At 68.1% G+C, this 16451-nt stretch carries 14 protein-coding genes; 7 read left to right on the forward strand and 7 right to left on the reverse strand.

Going from position 1 to position 16451, the window contains the following annotated elements; all coding sequences use genetic code 11:
- Positions 1-27: 27 nt before the first annotated feature.
- Entirely contained in the window at positions 28-387 is a 360-nt protein-coding gene (locus Acor_RS25675) for an MmcQ/YjbR family DNA-binding protein (protein WP_155339306.1), read from the reverse strand.
- A gap of 328 nt (positions 388-715) precedes the next feature.
- Here Acor_RS25675 and Acor_RS25680 point away from each other — a divergent pair, with 328 nt between their 5' ends.
- The 6 genes from Acor_RS25680 to Acor_RS25705 all read left to right on the forward strand — a co-directional run bounded on the left by Acor_RS25680 (position 716) and on the right by Acor_RS25705 (position 7049).
- Positions 716-1624, forward strand: coding sequence for a carbohydrate ABC transporter permease (locus tag Acor_RS25680; protein WP_218034483.1), 909 nt, complete (start codon positions 716-718; stop codon positions 1622-1624).
- The gene (locus tag Acor_RS25685) at positions 1621-2460 is read left to right on the forward strand and encodes a carbohydrate ABC transporter permease (RefSeq protein ID WP_155339307.1); all 840 of its coding nucleotides are present in this window, start codon (positions 1621-1623) and stop codon (positions 2458-2460) included. The genes Acor_RS25680 and Acor_RS25685 overlap by 4 nt, the downstream gene beginning before the upstream one ends.
- Before the next feature lie 118 nt (positions 2461-2578).
- Complete coding sequence (locus tag Acor_RS25690; RefSeq protein ID WP_155339308.1) at positions 2579-3676, forward strand: Gfo/Idh/MocA family protein; 1098 nt, start codon at positions 2579-2581, stop codon at positions 3674-3676.
- Positions 3677-3684: 8 nt separating this feature from the next.
- Complete coding sequence (locus tag Acor_RS25695; RefSeq protein ID WP_155339309.1) at positions 3685-4638, forward strand: NAD(P)-dependent oxidoreductase; 954 nt, start codon at positions 3685-3687, stop codon at positions 4636-4638.
- Positions 4635-5636 (forward strand): Gfo/Idh/MocA family protein, encoded by a 1002-nt coding sequence (locus Acor_RS25700; protein WP_155339310.1) that lies wholly within the window; start codon positions 4635-4637, stop codon positions 5634-5636. Before Acor_RS25695 ends, Acor_RS25700 begins: the two co-directional genes overlap by 4 nt.
- Positions 5637-5657: 21 nt before the next feature.
- Complete coding sequence (locus tag Acor_RS25705) at positions 5658-7049, forward strand: ABC transporter substrate-binding protein (RefSeq protein WP_155339311.1); 1392 nt, start codon at positions 5658-5660, stop codon at positions 7047-7049.
- 100 nt (positions 7050-7149) lie between these two features.
- On the opposite strand, the gene Acor_RS25710 is transcribed toward Acor_RS25705, so the two are convergent.
- The 5 genes from Acor_RS25710 to Acor_RS25730 all read right to left on the reverse strand — a co-directional run bounded on the left by Acor_RS25710 (position 7150) and on the right by Acor_RS25730 (position 11752).
- On the reverse strand, positions 7150-8037 hold the full coding sequence (locus Acor_RS25710; RefSeq protein WP_155339312.1) for an aldo/keto reductase: 888 nt from the start codon (positions 8035-8037) through the stop codon (positions 7150-7152).
- Positions 8038-8127: 90 nt separating this feature from the next.
- The gene (locus Acor_RS25715; protein WP_246239109.1) at positions 8128-8943 is read right to left on the reverse strand and encodes an ABC transporter ATP-binding protein; all 816 of its coding nucleotides are present in this window, start codon (positions 8941-8943) and stop codon (positions 8128-8130) included.
- Positions 8940-9611: a FadR/GntR family transcriptional regulator gene (locus tag Acor_RS25720; RefSeq protein ID WP_155339313.1), complete on the reverse strand. Its 672-nt coding sequence runs from the start codon at positions 9609-9611 to the stop codon at positions 8940-8942. The genes Acor_RS25715 and Acor_RS25720 overlap by 4 nt, the downstream gene beginning before the upstream one ends.
- Before the next feature lie 235 nt (positions 9612-9846).
- Positions 9847-11265, reverse strand: coding sequence for a hypothetical protein (locus tag Acor_RS25725; RefSeq protein WP_155339314.1), 1419 nt, complete (start codon positions 11263-11265; stop codon positions 9847-9849).
- Positions 11252-11752 carry a SigE family RNA polymerase sigma factor gene (locus tag Acor_RS25730; RefSeq protein WP_155339315.1) on the reverse strand — a complete coding sequence of 167 codons (501 nt, stop codon included), beginning with the start codon at positions 11750-11752 and terminating at the stop codon, positions 11252-11254. The genes Acor_RS25725 and Acor_RS25730 overlap by 14 nt, the downstream gene beginning before the upstream one ends.
- A 318-nt stretch (positions 11753-12070) precedes the next feature.
- Between Acor_RS25730 and Acor_RS25735 the strand changes: the two genes are divergently transcribed.
- Complete coding sequence (locus Acor_RS25735) at positions 12071-13453, forward strand: adenylosuccinate synthetase (protein ID WP_155339316.1); 1383 nt, start codon at positions 12071-12073, stop codon at positions 13451-13453.
- Here Acor_RS25735 and Acor_RS25740 read toward each other — a convergent pair.
- Complete coding sequence (locus Acor_RS25740) at positions 13443-15758, reverse strand: ATP-binding protein (protein ID WP_155339317.1); 2316 nt, start codon at positions 15756-15758, stop codon at positions 13443-13445. The genes Acor_RS25735 and Acor_RS25740 overlap by 11 nt on opposite strands.
- Between the last annotated feature and the right edge of the window lie 693 nt (positions 15759-16451).

Raw genomic sequence — 16451 nt, forward strand, 5'->3', positions numbered from 1 at the left:
GAAGGAAAAACGTCGGTCCGTGAGCGGCTACGGCTCCCGGTCCACGAGGGCGGCCAGCCGTTTGGGCGCGATCAGCCGGTAGCTGTCTCTGATCAGCTCGTCGATCTCGTCCCAGTCCATCTCGACGTCGAGCCGGACACCGACCCAGCCCTTCGTGCCCACATACCGCGGCACGAAGAAGCGCTCAGGATCGGACCCCACCAGGGCCTCCTGCGCGCCGGGTCCGGCCTTGAACGTCATGGTCAGCCCGTCTTCGCCGGTCATCAGGAACAGTTTCTCCCTGACGCGGAACGAGGGCGCGCTGTGCCCCCCGAACGGTTTCTCAACCGCCTCCGGCAGCGCCAGACAGATCTCCCGCAGCCGAGCCGCCACCTCATCGTCAATCATGCGCCCAGTATTCCAACGGCCGGTGGCACCGGGCGCCGTGTAAAAAATCGAATGATGCCAGCGGGATACTGCATGGCCCTGGCGGGTGCGGATTTCGTACGTTGCTCCAACAAAGTACACGCTGTTGATACGGCACCGTAACCGTTTGTGCGCCTTTCCCGTACCTAACGGGAGCAAAGGTAAATATGGCGCAACACAGCTGAAATGCTACAAGCAGAAGGGAGCCGGCGATGATCCATCGGTCCCCACGGAAAACACGGCCGGCCAACGGGCTGACCGCCTGCCCCACGGACAAGCCGCTGTTCGAAACCGACGCGGGTGGTCGCGAGTGACCACGACGACTCTCTCGGACGAAGGCCGCCGGCGGCGGCGCAAGCGCCGACTGGTGGCCCTCGCCTTCTCCACCCCCGCGCTGGCCATCAACCTGCTGGTCATCGCCGGCCCTGCGGTGAGCAGCCTCTACTACGCCTGGACCGACTGGGACGGTTTCTCCGCCCCCAACTTCACCGGCCTGGAGAACGCCAAACGCCTGCTCGGGGACCCGACCTTCTGGAACGCGCTCGGCCACAACTTCATCTGGCTGGTGCTGTTCCTGACCGTGCCGATGGCCATGGGCCTGGTCGGGGCGTTCATGCTGTCGCGCGTCCGCCGCGGCGCCTCCCTGTTCCGGGTGGTCTTCTTCATCCCGTACGTGATCGCCAGCGTCGTCAACGCGCAGATCTGGAAGAGCCTGCTCGACCCGGCCACCGGGATCGCCGCCCAGCTCGACAAGATGGGCATCACCTGGCTCAACGACGTCTACTTCTTCGGCGACTCGAACCTGTCGCTCTACAGCGTCGCGTTCGTCGACAACTGGCACTTCTGGGGCTTCCTGGTGGTGCTGTTTCTGGCCGCCATGGGGGGTGTCGATCCGTCGTTGTTCGAGGCGGCCCGGATCGACGGGGCCGGTCCGTTCCGTGAGTTCTGGCACGTGACGCTGCCCGGCATCCGGGCCACCCTGATGTTCGCCATCATGATCATCTCGATCGGCTCGCTGCTGGCCTTCGACTACGCCTTCGCGATCACCGGCGGCGGCCCGGCCGGATCGAGCGACCTGGTGTCGCTGCTGGTCAACCGGACCGCGTTCACCGGGCTCGAACCCGGCTACGCCTCGTTCATGGCGCTGGCGATCTCGCTGCTCGGCGGCGTGTTCCTGGTGATCTTCCACTACATCCGCAGAAATGAGGAGTCGCGGTGACGGCCAGGACGTCGGGCGGGGTCCGGCGGACCCCCATCTCCTACTTCGTGCTGATCCTGCTGGCGCTGTTCGCCGGGGTGCCCCTGCTGATCCTGGTGTTCAACTCGTTCAAGTCGAACCTGGAACTCGGCCAGAACCCGCTGGGCCTGCCCTCGGCCCTGGACTTCGACAACTACGCGGAGGCCTGGTCGCGGGGCAGCATCGGCCGGGGCATGTGGAACAGCGTCGTCCTGGTGGGCGGCACCGTGATCGGCACCTGCCTGTGCGCGGGCGCCTGCGCGTACTCGCTGGCGCGGCTCGACATGCCGTTCAAGCGGGGCGTGGAGAACTACCTGTTCGTGGTGATCTCGCTGCCGGTGCAGATGTTCATCGTGCCGCTGTTCTTCCTCTGGTCCAACCTGGCCCTGATCGACACCCTGTTCGGCCTGATCATCATCTACGTGGCGCTGAACACGCCGTTCTCGGTGCTGCTGCTGCGCACGTTCCTGGTCGGCATCCCCAAGGAGCTGGACGAGGCGGCCAGGATCGACGGGGCCAACGAATGGCAGATCGCCTGGCGCATCATCCTGCCGCTGGCCAGGCCGGGGCTGCTGACCGTGGGGCTGGTGGCGGGCCTGGGGGCGTACTCGGAACTGCTGTTCGCGGTCATCTTCGTGACCACGCCGGAGAAGTTGCCGATGGCCACGGCGCTGCTCCAGTACAGCCAGGGGCACACCCAGCTGTTCGGGCTGGTCAACGCGGCGGCGGTGATCATGACGCTGCCCGCCGTGTTGCTGTTCCTGTTCATGCAGCGCAAGTTCATCGCGGGCCTGGCCAGCGGCGGCGTGAAGGGGTGACGCGGCGGTCCTTTGGCGTACACGCCCGATTTGCGGCGTTTTCGGAATGTAGGAAATCGAAGGAAGGCTGCGGGAAAGTGCATGGTTGCAGTTCAGCGTCGTTCGTACCTTTGACGCCATGACAGACAAGGTACGGGTCGCCATCGTGGGCCTCGGATTCGGGGCCGAGTTCATTCCGATTTACCAGGCCCATCCGAACGCCGAACTGGTCGCCGTGTGCCAGCGGTCGCCGGACTCCCTCCACCAGATCGCCGACCAGTTCGGCATCGAGGGCCGGTACACCGACTACGACGCGATGCTGGAAGACCCGAACATCGACGCGGTGCACATCAACACCCCGATCGGCGCCCACGCCGAGCAGTCGGTGGCCGCGCTGAACGCGGGCAAACACGTGGCGTGCACGGTGCCGATGGCGGTCTCGCTGGAGGACTGCGCCCGGGTGGTCGCCGCCCAGGAGGCGTCGGGCAAGGCGTACATGATGATGGAGACCGCGGTCTACACGCGGGAGTTCCTCTACGCGAAGGAACTGCTGGACAGCGGTGCGCTGGGCCGCATCCAGTTCTTGCGCGGCGCCCACATGCAGGAGATGGCGGGCTGGCCGGACTACTGGCAGAGCATGGCGCCGATGCACTACGCCACCCACGCGGTGGCGCCGCTGCTGGCGCTGGCCGGAGCGCACGCCGCCTCGGTCCGCTGCGTGGGATCTGGACTGGTCGGCGGTCGCGATCCCGAGTCCGGCCTGCACTTCGCCGTGGAGAGCGCGGTGTTCTCACTGCGCGACTCCGACCTGGCGATGGAAGTCACCCGGTCCCTGTACGACGTCGCCCGCGAATACGTGGAGAGCTTCGACGTGTACGGCTCCCTGAAGAGCTACGAGTGGCAGCAGCTCGAACGGGAGCACCCGGTGGTCTTCGCCGGGGAGGACGGCGAGCGGACCGAGGTGCCCGACTTCGCCCGTCTCCTCCCCGAGGAGATCCGCCGCTTCACCACCAAGGGCGTCTACGACGCCGACGACAACCAGCACCTGTCCTTCACCCAGGGCGGCGGCCACGGCGGCTCCCACCCCCACCTGGCGCACGAGTTCCTGACGGCGGTCCTGGAGAACCGCCGCCCCTTCCCCGACGTGTACGCCTCCGCCAACTGGACCAGCGCCGGCATCTGCGCCCACCAGTCAGCTCTGCAGGGCATCGAACTAGAGATCCCGACGTACAAGTGAGGACCACGATGAAGACGGCGATCGTCGCCACCCCGGAATTCGAGTGGCACTGGCCCTTCACGGCCGACCACCTGCTCACTCTGCTGCCCGGAGCCACCCTGACCCGCCAGGCCACCCTGGCGGACCTCCCCAAGGACACCGAGCGGCTGATCTCCCTGGGCGCGCTGCCCACCGAGGAGGACCTCGACCGGTTCCCCGCCCTGACCGAGATGTACGCCAGCTCCGGCTACCGCGCGCCGGCCGAGACGGACGAGCTGCTCAAGTCGCGCGGGATCCGCCAGCTCAAACTGCCGTCGGAGGGCTACTGGGGCCAGTCGGTCTCCGAATTCGCCCTCGGCCTGACGATCGGCGCGCTGCGGCGTATCCCGCAGACGCACCACGAGATCATCCAGAGCCTCGACCCATGGAACTACTCCTACGGCCAGTACTCCGACGACCCCGACTTCACCGCGGGCACCGTGGCGGGCACCCGGGTGCGGATCGTCGGCGCGGGCAACATCGCCAGCCGGTACGCCTCATTCACCCACATGCTGGGCGCGGACGTCGCCGCCTGGGACCCGTTCGCCGCCGAACCGTCCTTCCACCGGTCGGGCGCGCGCCGGGTCCACCACCTGGAGAACCTGCTCGCCGACGCGGAGATCTTCGCCCCGATGGTGCCGCTGCTGCCGAGCACCGAAGGGCTGATCACCGCCGAGCACGTCCGAGCCCTGCCCAAGGGCTGCCTGGTCGTGCTGGTGACCCGGGCGACCGTCGTCGACATGCCGGAACTGCGCCGGCGGGTGCTCGCCGACGAGCTCAGCCTGGCCGCCGACGTGTTCGACGTCGAACCGGTGCCGCTGGACGACCCGCTGCTCGGACGGCACAACGTCGTGCACACCCCGCACAACGCGGGACGCACCCGCGAGTCCAACCTCCGGCTCGCCGAGGCGCTGGCCGCGCTGTTCCCGGAGTCAGGAAGATGATCAAGGTCGCGGTGGCGGGACTGGGGTTCGGACGGCAGTTCGTCCCGATCTACCGCGACCATCCCCTGGTGTCGTCGGTGGTGGTGGCCGATCCGATCGAGGGTTCCTCCCTCGACGACGTGCTGGCCGACCCCACGGTCGACGCGGTGCACATCGTCACCGGGCTGACCGACCGGGCCGACCACATCGTGGCCGCCCTGGAGGCGGGCAAGCACGTGGCCAGCACGGTGCCGATGGCCCTGTCGCTCCCCGACATCGAGCGAGTGCTCGACGCCCGGAAGCTGGCCGGGACGACGTACATGATGATGGAGACCGCGGTCTACACGCGGGCCTTTCTGTACGCCGCCGCCCTCGACTTCGGAGAGATCAACTACGCCCGGGGCGTGCACACCCAGGACATGACCGGCTGGCCCGGCTACTGGCGCGGCCTGCCGCCCATGTACTACGCCACCCACGCGATCGCCCCCATCCTGCACCTGCTCGACGCCCCCGCCCTGGAGGTCGTCGCCCTCGGAGGTGGCCTGCTCAAACCGGAGAACCGGGGCGACTACGACAACGACTTCGCCGTCGAGTCCGCGCTGGTACGGCTGACCGGCCGGGACACCGTCGTCGAATTGACCCGCTCGCTCTACCAGGTCGCCCGCCCCTACGCCGAGACCTTCTCCATCTATGGCGACCGGCTCGGTTTCGAATGGGACCGCGACACGGTCCTCCACACCCTCCAGCCCCCGACGGAGACCAGGGGCCGTCAGGTCACGACCGAACCGGTGATCCCGCCGGACCGGCCCGACCTGCTGCCCGAGGAGATCCGCGGGTACACGAGCGGCGGCCACGACGGTTCGCATCCGCATCTCGTGCACGAATTCGTGTCCGCCGTCGTCGAGGGCCGCCCGCCCGCGATCGACCACACCCGGGCCGCGAACTGGACGGCGCTCGGCATCGCCGCCCACGCCTCGGCCCAACGCGGCGGCGCGCCCGTCGCGGTACCCCCCTTCTGACCGGCAACAAAGGAGCCAGACATGGTCAGACGTCACCGCACGCTCGCGTTGGTGGCCGCGGTCACCCTGCTCGGCGGCTGCGCCGCAGAGCCCCCCGCGGTCAAGAACAACACCACCGTGCCCACCGCCGCCACGGAGATCGGCGGCAAGGTCACGATGTGGTACGACCTCGATTCCAACGACGAGAAGTCGGTCAAGGAATTCGAGAAGTGGTATATCGAGCCGTACAAGAAGATGTATCCGAAGGTCACGGTCGACGCGATCCCCAGCACCGGCGGCACCCTCGGCCAGAAGGTCAAGACCGCCCTCGCGGCCGGACGCGGCCCCGACTTCATCGAGACCCCCGGCTCCTCCACCGCCGTTCCCTACGCCGATGCGGGCTACCTCGCCGACCTCGGCCCGCTGGCCGAGAAGGAGGGCTGGAAGGAGCGCATCCTGCCGTGGGCCTATGACATGGGCGTCATCGACGGGAAGTTCCTGGCCGTCCCGCTCTACTACGAGACCCTCGTCCTGTTCTACAACAAGACCCTGTTCACCCAGAACGGCTGGACCCCACCGACCGACCGCGCCTCGCTGGAGAAGCTCGCGGGCGAGATGCAGGCCAAGGACATCGTGCCGTTCGTCAACGCCAACGCCACCTACCAGGGCGCCACCGACTGGCTGGTCAGCTCCTTCATGAACGGCGTGGCCGGACCAGCCAAGATCAACCAGGCGCTCACCGGCAAACTGCCCTTCACCGACCAGGCGTTCGTCGACTCGATCCAGCTCCTGGCCGACTACTTCGGCAAGGGCTACTTCGCGGGCGGCGCCAAGCAGTACTTCTCCCTCCAGGACCCGCAGAAGTACGCCATGCTCGCCGAGGGCAAGGCGGGCATGTACATCTCCGGGAGCTGGGAGTTCGCCGCACTGGACGACTACTTCAAGGAGGCCGGCTCGGAGTGGGCCGAGGCGCCGCTGCCCCCGCTCGCACCCGGCGTGCCCGCCGACATCTACCCGCTCTCGGTCGGCGGCACCATGTCGATCAACGCGAGCTCCAAGAACCTCCCCGCCGCGGCCGCCTACCTGAGCTGGATGCTGTCCGACGTCACGACCATGTGGGAGGCCACCTCACTGGGCCTGCGAGTGCCACTCCCGATCACCTTCACCCAGGCCGACGTGCCCCCGGGCGTGGACCAGCGAGTGGTCGACCACTACCTGAGGATCAACGACGCCTCGGCGAAGGGCGCCGTCGGCTACACCAGCTGGACCTCCTTCGGCGGCAAGGCCGAACAGAACATCCTGGAGAACATCGACAAGGTAGTGAACGGCGACATGTCGGCGGCGGACTTCTGCGCCGGCCTCGACAAGGCCTTCAAGGCCGACGTCACCGCCGGCCTCATCCCACCGGTCTACTCCACCTCCGCAACGGGCTAACACCGATGGGCTGTCGGTCCCCGCGGGGACCGACAGCCCATCCCTCATCCATGCGGTTCAAGCGGCACGTAGGTTCTCGTGCCCACTGGTTTCGGGACTTTCACAGAGACTCCAGGCGGATCATTTCGTCGTCAGAGAGGCGCAGGGAGCCTGCGGCTATGTTGGCGTCCAGGTGATCCGGGTTGCCGGTGCCGGGGATGGCCAGGACGTGTGGCCCGCGTTGCAGGGTCCAGGCCAGGCGGATCTGAGCGGGTGTCGCGTCGTGGGCACGGGCGATGGAGAGCACGGTCTCGTGGTCGGAAGCGTTGCTGCCTGATTCGCGGCCGGTGCCGGCGATCGCGAAGAACGGGACGAAGGCGACTTGCTGCTCTCCGCAGGTACGGAGAAAGGCATGGCTGTCGGGGGGAGCGCCAACGCCGTAGGGGTTCTGTACGCAGACCACGGAAGCGATGGCCTGAGCTTCGGCGAGGTGGTCCGGAGTGGCGTTGGAGATGCCTAGATGGCGAATGAGACCGGCGTCTCGCAGAGCGGACAGGGCACCGAAGTGTTCGGCGATCGAGCCGGTTTTCCTGCTTGGCGGGATGCGGAGGTTCACCACGTCAAGGTGGTCGCGGCCAAGCTGGCGCAGGTTCTCCTCCACCTGGCCACGCAACTGTTCCGGCGTGGCCCACCACCATTCCCCCGAGGGATTCCGACCAGGCCAGACCTTCGTGGTGATGACCAGGTCATCCGGGTACGGCGCCAATGCTCGGTTGATCAGCTCGTTGGCGGAACGCAGGGCAGAAAAGTAGAACGCGGCCGTGTCGATGTGGTTCACCCCAAGGTCCACCGCACGACGGAGGACGGCTATCGCCCGGTCCCGATCACTCGGAATACCGTCACCGAAAGCCGCACCGTACTGGGTCAGACGCATCGCGCCAAAGCCAAGCCGATTGACCGTCAGGTCGCCGATCTTCCAGATGCCCGCGGCCTCCGCTGTAGTCGCCATGGACGGATTCTGCCACTCAGCACATCCCCGCAAGCTCGCCCGCATCCGCTTTCGCACAATGCGGCAAAGGACTTCGCGTGCTCTCGACAGCTAGTGAGTGGCCGCAGGGTCGGGCCGCGTAGCTCGGCGGGTGCGGGCGGTCCAGCGGGCGTCGTGGCGGTGGACCTCGATTGGGTGGGCGAAGGCGGTGGAGACGTTGTCGGTGGTGATGACGGTTTCGGCGGGGCCGGCTGCGACTACGCGGCCTTTGGCGAGGAGTACGGCGTGGGTGGTTGTGCGGGGGAGTTCCTCCAGGTGGTGGGTTACCAGGACTGAGGTGATCTCGGAGTGGGTCTCGTCTAGGAGGTCGATGGTTTCGAGGAGGTATTCGCGGGCGGCGAGGTCCAGGCCGGTGGACGGCTCGTCCAGGAGCAGGAGGCGGGGGGCGCAGGCCAGGGCGCGGGCGATGAGGGTTCGGCCGCGTTCGCCCTGGGAGAGGGTGGGCCAGCGGTCTTCGGCTATCCGGAGTAGGCCGAGGGTGTCGAGGAGTGCGTCGACTCGGTCTGCTTCGTCGGGCTGGGGTTGCCAGCGCAGTGGTGTTTCGATGGTGCCGGTGATACCGGTGAGGACGATCTCGCGGATCGTTAGGGGTGAGGTCAGTGGGTGGCGCGGGTTGACGTGGCCGATCGAGCGGCGCAGCGCTTGGAGTTCTACCCGGCCGAGTTGTTCTCCGAGCACGTGTACGGTCCCGGACGTCGGGTGGGTCACCGCGCCGCAGAACCCGAGCACGGTGCTCTTGCCGGAGCCGTTCGGGCCGAGCAGCGCCCAGTGTTCGCCCTGGTGCACGGTGAAGCTGACGCCGTGCAGGATCATTTTGCGCTCGCGGCGGTAGGTCACGTCCGCCAGTGCCAGCACGGGGGTGTTCACGCGAACGCTCGTTTCAGGGCCGTGAGGTGCGATCGGCTGGACTCGCCGGCGGCGCGGGGGTCGCGGTCCGCGATCGCGGTCACCAGATCCTCGTGCGCGGAGTGGTCGGCTTCCGGTAAGGCGAGCGGACGTATCTTGAGCATGTCGATCATCGCCCGGCGGACTCTGGGCACGAAGCCGTCGAACATTTCGGTGAGCACCTCGTTGTGGGCCGCGACGATCACGGCGCGGTGGAAGGCCATGTCCGCATCGACGTGTTCCTCGACGTCCCGCCCGGTCTCCGCGCGCCCGGCGAGCGCTCGCCGGATCGCCCGCAGGTCGGCGGGGGTACGGCGCTCGGCCGCCAGTGCGGCGGCCTCCGCCTCGATGGCGATCCTGGCCTCAAGTACGGAGATCACCGAGGCACGCCTGAGGATCGCGTTCCAGTCTTCGCCGACGTCGAGCGCGGTGACGAAGACTCCGGCCCCCTGCCGGGAGTCGAGCACGCCCTTTCCGGCGAGTTCCCTGATGGCTTCACGCAGCGTCGACCGCCCGACGCCCAGCAGCGCCGCCAGCGTGGTCTCACCGGGAAGCCGGTGCCCCAACGGCCACTCACCGGAACGGACGCGCTCCAGCAGGACATCCGCGGTCTGCGCCGCCAGTGGATGCCGCTGCACTGGTGCGGTCATCCGGCCCTCCCTACCTGGCAGAATTCGACAGGAGTTGTCGACTTGTCTGAGGAGTTTACCGCAGACTTGGGTCCTCCTGCCTTTGCGGGCAGGCAGGAGGACGTCCCCCGCGCGAAAACAAAGGGCTCGTACCGCATATGAAGAACCAACCGCTGGCCCCAGCGCTGCTTCGGGCCAGCGGGTGCGACCGCACGCGCCTCGTGATCATGTAGTCAGCGCGGGTCCACTCCGAATATCAGGGAACGCTCATCCGCTCGTGGACGCTGCGGACAACCGAGTCCAAGTCCGTACTCGCGTACGCCGTCGAGCTCAAGGAATCGACCACGGTCGTGATCACGATGGCCAGGCCGGTCTCCGTGGTCCAGACGAACCGGCGGCCCATCAGCAGCCTCGGCCCCCCGTTCACGCGCCTGGTCTCACTCCAGGTAAGCAGAGTGCCAGCGACTCCCCCGACGGCAGCCGGCTCTTTCTCCGCAGCCGGAATGTCCCTCAACCAGGGCTCGGACCGAATCGCCTGCCCTCGATACACCGACATGGCCACATGGGCGCCTTGCCCCGGCCTACTTCCCCAGTAGCGGGTGCTGCCTCGCCAATCCTGACCCAGCTCCTGCGTCTCCTCGCCTATTCGGAGCTCCAGAGGGAGGGCGGGCAGCGGCATCCCGTCCACCGAGTCCGAGAAGGTGGTGGCGATCGTCTCGATCCCCTCCGAGATCCGCGGCAAGTCGGCGGACGTGCTCCCCGACGCCCAGATCCGTACGCCCAGACCGGGCCGCACGACCCACAGCCGCATCCGGCCCTTGTCCGGCCCGCGCTCCGCCCCCACGACCCGGCCTTCGACAGCTTCCGCTCCCCTGACGGAGGCCCGGCGCAGGTCGACGAGTTGCTCGTTCGTCGGCCAGGAGACCTCTTGCAGCGATTTCAGGTCCTTCGCACGCAGGCCGTACACCACCTCCACTGTGACTTCGCCGGCTCCGTCGAACGTCCACCTCCGGGCGAGGCCGTCGTTGACCGGCACGATCTCGTCGGGGGACCGCCAGCCGTCCGGCATGTACGTCACCCGTACGTCTCCGATGTCCCCCTTCCACCAGACGCGCATTCCACTGGCGATCCGGTCGAGTTCGTCCTTGATCGACGGGGAGGTCGTGACCCGGAGCAGCATCCCGGCCTGCGGGACCCACATCCTGTCGGTGCCGTCGGTCGAGATGACGGCATCGGCCGACGTCCTGGATTCGGTCATGGCGTTCAGTGCGAGGAGGTCCAAACCGTCCTGCATCCGGCGACCGGTCCGGTACACGCTGATCTCGGCCCACCGATCGCCGTCCGACCAGCGCAGCGCCGCACCGGGCAGGCCGCCCAGTGTGCTCTCGGCCCGCTCCGGCCTGCCGAGCCCCTCCGGCAGGTAGCGGATCTCAACACCGTTGATCTCAGCGTGGACGTCCTCCACGACCACGTCGTCGCCTCGGGTGGCGACGAGGTACGCCGGCCCGGCGCCCGCAGCAACGAACAGTGCCAGCGCCGCCGCCACCAGTTTCGCCCGCGCCCTGCGCCGCCATTGCGAGCCTCGTACGACCCGGTCCACCAGATCGGGGGAGATCCTCAGCTCGGCCGTCTCCTCCGCCATCGCCCTGCGCAGTTCGACCTCAAGCTCCGACATTGCTGGCCACCTCCTCTCCCAGCAGCGCGCGCAGCCGTACGAGCGCCTTGGCGGCCTGGCTCTTCACCGTGCCGGCCGAACAGCCGAGCACCTTCGCGGTCTGCGCTTCCGACATGTCCTCCCAGTAGCGGAGGACGACGACAGCCCGCTGGCGGGGCGGCAGCGCGCGCAGCCCGTTCATCAGCACCTGCCGCAGCTCGACGTCGTCCCTCCTGGCCGGCGTCTCGGGCGGAGAGTGCGTGGGAATGATGCGGAGCAGCGCGCGACGCCTGGCCCGGCTGATGGCGAGGTTCACGATGATCCGGCGTAGGTAAGGTTCGGGGTTCGTGTCCTGGCGCAGCCGGTGCCAACTCCGGCAGGCCCGCTCCAGCGCGCTCTGCAGCACGTCCTCCGCCTCCTGGGCGGAGCCACAGGTCAGGTGCGCCGTACGCAACAGGCTGGTGCCCCGAGCCGCGACGAACTCGGCGAACCCCTCCGGGGCGCTCACGCGCCCCCATCCAGTCTCATGCCCCTATGTACGCCTGGCCGCCGGGGTTGGTTGCCCCGGATCCCCACTGTTTCTGTACGGCCTGGCAACCGACGCCCCAAGAAGTATGTGACGGACAAATACACCGTCAAACTACTAAACACCATCATGTCGCATCTGCATACTCGTTCCCAGCAGCTCATATTCTCCGAAACCATTTGACGGGAATCGCCGCATTGATCGTTGACAGCTCAATCCCAGATTGTTAGCGTCCATTTGTCACAGGGTTTCAATAAAAGGCGTATATATCCGCGCACAAGCAGAGAGGTGCCAAAAGAAATGCACGACAACAGCGACCGCGGTTACGCCGATGTCCTGGTCGGACTCCAGTACGGGGACGAGGGCAAGGCGAAGATCATCGACCTGCTCGCCGCCGACTACGACGTCATCGCCCGCTTCAACGGCGGCGCCAACGCCGGCCACACCATCGACTCACCCGCCGGACGCGTGGTCCTCCAGCAGGTTCCCTCCGGCGTGTTCCACCCGCACTGCCAGCTGTACATCGGCTCGGGCTGCGCACTGAACCTGTGGAAACTCAGAAACGAACTCCAGCTGATCCGATCCACCGGAGTAGACCTCTCCGGCCGCCTGGTGATCAGCGACCGATGCGCCGTCGTCCAGCCCGCCCACTTCATCGTGGACGAACTCAACGGCGGAGACATCGGCACAACGAAGAACGGCATCGGCCCCGCGTACGCCGACCGCGCCTTCCGGGTACGCAACGGCGCCCGAACCAACCTCCAGCTCCGTGACGTCCTGGCCGACCCGGAACAGGCCAAGGCCGCCATGCTCGCCGCCGCAGAAGCCGAACTCGACCGCTACGGCGCGGGCGCCACCAGCCTGCGCCGAACCCAGCTGGACCACCTCGACTCTCTCACCGACTGCCTCGACGGGATCCGCGAGTTCGTCACCACCGACCGGAGCTACCTCGGGCAGCGCGTGGCCGCCGGCGCCCGGGTGCTCTTCGAGGGCGCCCAGTCCCTGATGCTGGACGTCGTGCAGGGCGACCAGCCGTTCGTCACCGCCAGCCACACCGTCCCCGGCCACGCCTACGTGGGCGGCGACCTGCCGCCCCAGTATCACCGCTACACGATCGGCGTGGCCAAGGCCGTGGTCTCCCGGGTCGGCAACGGGCCGTTCCCGTCGGAGCTGGGGGCCGAACGGTCGGAGGCGTACTTCACGGAGGCGTGCCGGAGCAGCCGGGGCAAGGCCGAAGAGCGGGCCGACTACGACGCGCGGGCCCTGCTGTCCTCCGCCGACCCCATGGAACTGGGCATCGCCCTGCGCATGCTGACCCACGAGTACGGCTCCGGCACCGGCCGCCCCCGCCGGATCGGGATGCTCGACCTGAACCAGCTGCGGGACATGGTCACCTCGTTCGGCGTGGACGTGGTCTACCTCAACAAGGTCGACTGCCTCAGCCTGTACAAGGACAGCCTCTACCGTGGCATCCCGGTCCAGGTCGCCGCCACCCGGATCGAAGTCCTGCCCCCGATCGACCTGGACGACCTCACCCAGGACGGGCTGCGCGAGCTCAGGACGTTCGTCGAGCGGGAACTCGGTGTCCCGATCATCGGGGTGGGTCTCGGGCCGGAGCGGGACAAGACCCTCCAGTTCTTCCAGCTGGGCGGAGACCAGGAGCGCCGGAAGGTCACCGCGTAGCGAGCGGGAGGCGCAGGACGAAGCGTGCCCCGTGCGGTGCGACGTCCTCGACGTCAACGGTGCCGTGGTGGGTGCAGGCGATGTCGCGGGCGATGGCCAGCCCCAGTCCGGTGCCGCCCTGGTTGCGGCTCCGGGCGCTGTCCAGGCGGGCGAAACGCTGGAATACGCGGTCGCGTTCGGCCTCGGGGACGCCGGGGCCGTCGTCGGTGACGCTGAGCTCTGCCCAGTCCCCGTCACGGCGTACCCCGATCACGACGCTGCCGGCGGCGTGCCGCTGCGCGTTGTCGAGCAGGTTGTGCAGCACCCGGGAGATCTGCATGGGGACGACGTCGGCCGACACGCCGCCGGTGAGGTCCAGCTGGATCGGCAGCCGGTCCGCAGTCCGGCGGGCGGCTTCGGCCTCGGCCAGTTCGGCCAGGTCGACCCGCATCGTGGCGCCGGGCGAGGCTTCGATCCTGGCCAGCAGGAGCAGGTCGGTGATGATGGCCTGGAGCCGGTCCACATCCGCCAGCGCGTGGTCGAGCAGATCCAGCAGGTCGGTCTCGCCGGGGTGCAGCTGAGCCTCCTCCAGCTGGGTACGCAGCCCGGCCAGCGGCGTGCGCAGCTCGTGGGAGGCGTCGGTGGTGAAACGCTGCTGCCGGTCGAGCGACTGCTTCAGGGATTCCGTGGCCTGTTCGAGTTCCGCCGAGATGTTGTGCTCGTTGGTGTACCGGCGGGCGTTGTCGATGCAGACCGCCGCCCGGCCGACCAGTTCCTCGGCCAGGCACACGTCATCTTCCTCGAACACGCTGCGGTGGCGTGAGCGGTAGAAGGACACCACCCCGAGGGTCACGCCCCGGGCCCGCATCGGCACCGTGACCAGCGAGCGAATGCCCTGCGCCCAGACCTTCTGCGCTCTTTCCGGGTCCTGCGCGGCCCACCCCAGCGTGGAGCCCAGGCGCGGTTCGAGCACCGGCTGCCCGGAGGCCAGGCTGCGCGCCTGCGGCGTGGACGGCAGCAGCTGGATGAGCAGGCCGACGTGGTGCAGGCACGACCCCTCCTTGATCGCGGACAGGGCGATGCGGCGGAGCCCGACGTCCATGGTGGACGGCTCCTGACCGCGTAGCACGCATTCGGGCACGTCCACGGCCACGTAGTCGGCGAACCTCGGCACGGAGATCTCGGCCAGCTCTTCGGCGGTCCTGGTCACGTCGAGGGTGGTGCCGAGCCGGGCGCCGACCTCGCACAGCAGGCTGAGCCGTTCGCGGGCCCGCACCGCCAGCTGCCCGATGCCGGGCTCGCTCACGGCCAGTAGCCAGCCCTCGGCGGGAGGCGGCGGCGGATCGGCGGGCGGCGATGCGGGAGCGTTGGTGCCTATTAGGGGCACGTCGAGGAGTGATCCCGGGACGATCGAGGTGGCCACGGACCAGGACGTGCCGCCGGTCAGTACGGCTTCCACCGCGATGCCGTGCGTGCCGGCGGGATTGTCGACCGGGCGGCTGTGCAGCGTGGCGATGCGATCTCCCGACAGGGGGACGATCGTGACGCCCACATGATCGGCGGAGATGAGTTCGGTGGCCTTCTCCAGCAGGCGGAGCCGGTCCTGGGTGGACAGCAGGCGGAACAGCTCGTCGTCGTTCGCGCCCAGGCGCTGAGCGCGGCTTCTGGCGTCGAGAAACGTCCGGAACAGTGCCTGCTCGCGTTCGCGGGTCTGTTCGAACAGGCGTTGCTCGATGCAGCTGACCGTGTCCGTGACGAGTTCGAGCATGGCCGCGTCGGCGTACCGGTCCAGGCAGACCAGATTCAGCAGGCCCTGGATGCGGCCGCTGATCGGGTCGCGGATCGGGGCGGCCACGCAGGCGAGCATGCGCATGGCCTCCGCGAAGTGTTCCCGGCCCCAGATACCGACGGGACGCCGCTCGACGAGGGCGGTGCCGATGGCGTTGGTGCCGACGACCTGCTCGGAGAACGCCATGCCGGGCATCACCGGCAGGCTGTCCAGCCAGCTTTCGAGTGCCGGTTCCCCGACGATGCGCTGCAGGACCGTCACCTCGCCGTCGCAGAGCATCGAACTGACGTTGATGCTGGAGATCTGGCACTTGAGGCGATCGAGGACGGGCTTGGCGGCATGGACGAGCCTGCTGTCCAGGTCGATGTCCGGGTGGTAGATCGTGGGAATGCGGTCGGGTGCGACGCCGACGTCCTTGGACCGCCGCCAGGAGGTCAGCACTCGTTCGCGGACACCGCTTTCGACGTCTTCGCCGGCGAAGAAACGCTCTCGGGCAGCGGCGAGGGCGGCGATGATCTCTCCATCGACAGCCACCATGGACCGCTTCCTCCCTACATGTCGCAAATATACCAAATAAGTCTATCTTGTCCGGTTCCCCTCTCCAAAGTGGTCGATCAGGTATGCCGCCAAGGTCGCCGCCCGGGCGCGGATCTCCGCAATCGCGGTGGTCGTACAGTTTTCCGCGGAGCGTCGGCCCCAGCGTGACGATCCGCTCGTTCGGACGCCCGGCGCCGTCGAACACCCGTCCGCACGCGTCGGCGTCCAGGCCGAGGCCCAGCGGGCCGGGGCGGGCCAGCCCGTCGGCCAGGAGGCGCGCGAGCATTCCCCCGCCGGAAAGCGCGCAGGCCGGTCCGGTGGCGTTGACCAGCCAGGCGACCCGGAGATCGCGGGTGACACCGTCTGTGCTGACGCGCACGGTCAGCCCCGCCGGGTCGGGCGGCGCCCGGTCCACCCGGCCGCGGAGCACCCGCAGCCGCCCGGCGGCGAGCAGGCGGTCGACCCGGGAAGCGGTCTCGGGTGGGATGCGATGGCGGTGCACCTCCCAGTAGCGGGCCAGAACCGTGAGGAATCTGCGCTTCTCGTCGGCTGGCAGCCGGGTCCACAGCTCCGGAACCCGGGGCCGCAGGCCGTCCACCACCGCGCGCCAGTCGCCCCCGTTGTGGCGGATGGCGACGCGGACCGCGCTCAGCAGGTTCCGAAGCTTTAACGGACCATCAGGAATAGGCACGG

It is taken from the genome of Acrocarpospora corrugata (assembly GCF_009687845.1).
GTDB lineage: Bacteria > Actinomycetota > Actinomycetes > Streptosporangiales > Streptosporangiaceae > Acrocarpospora > Acrocarpospora corrugata.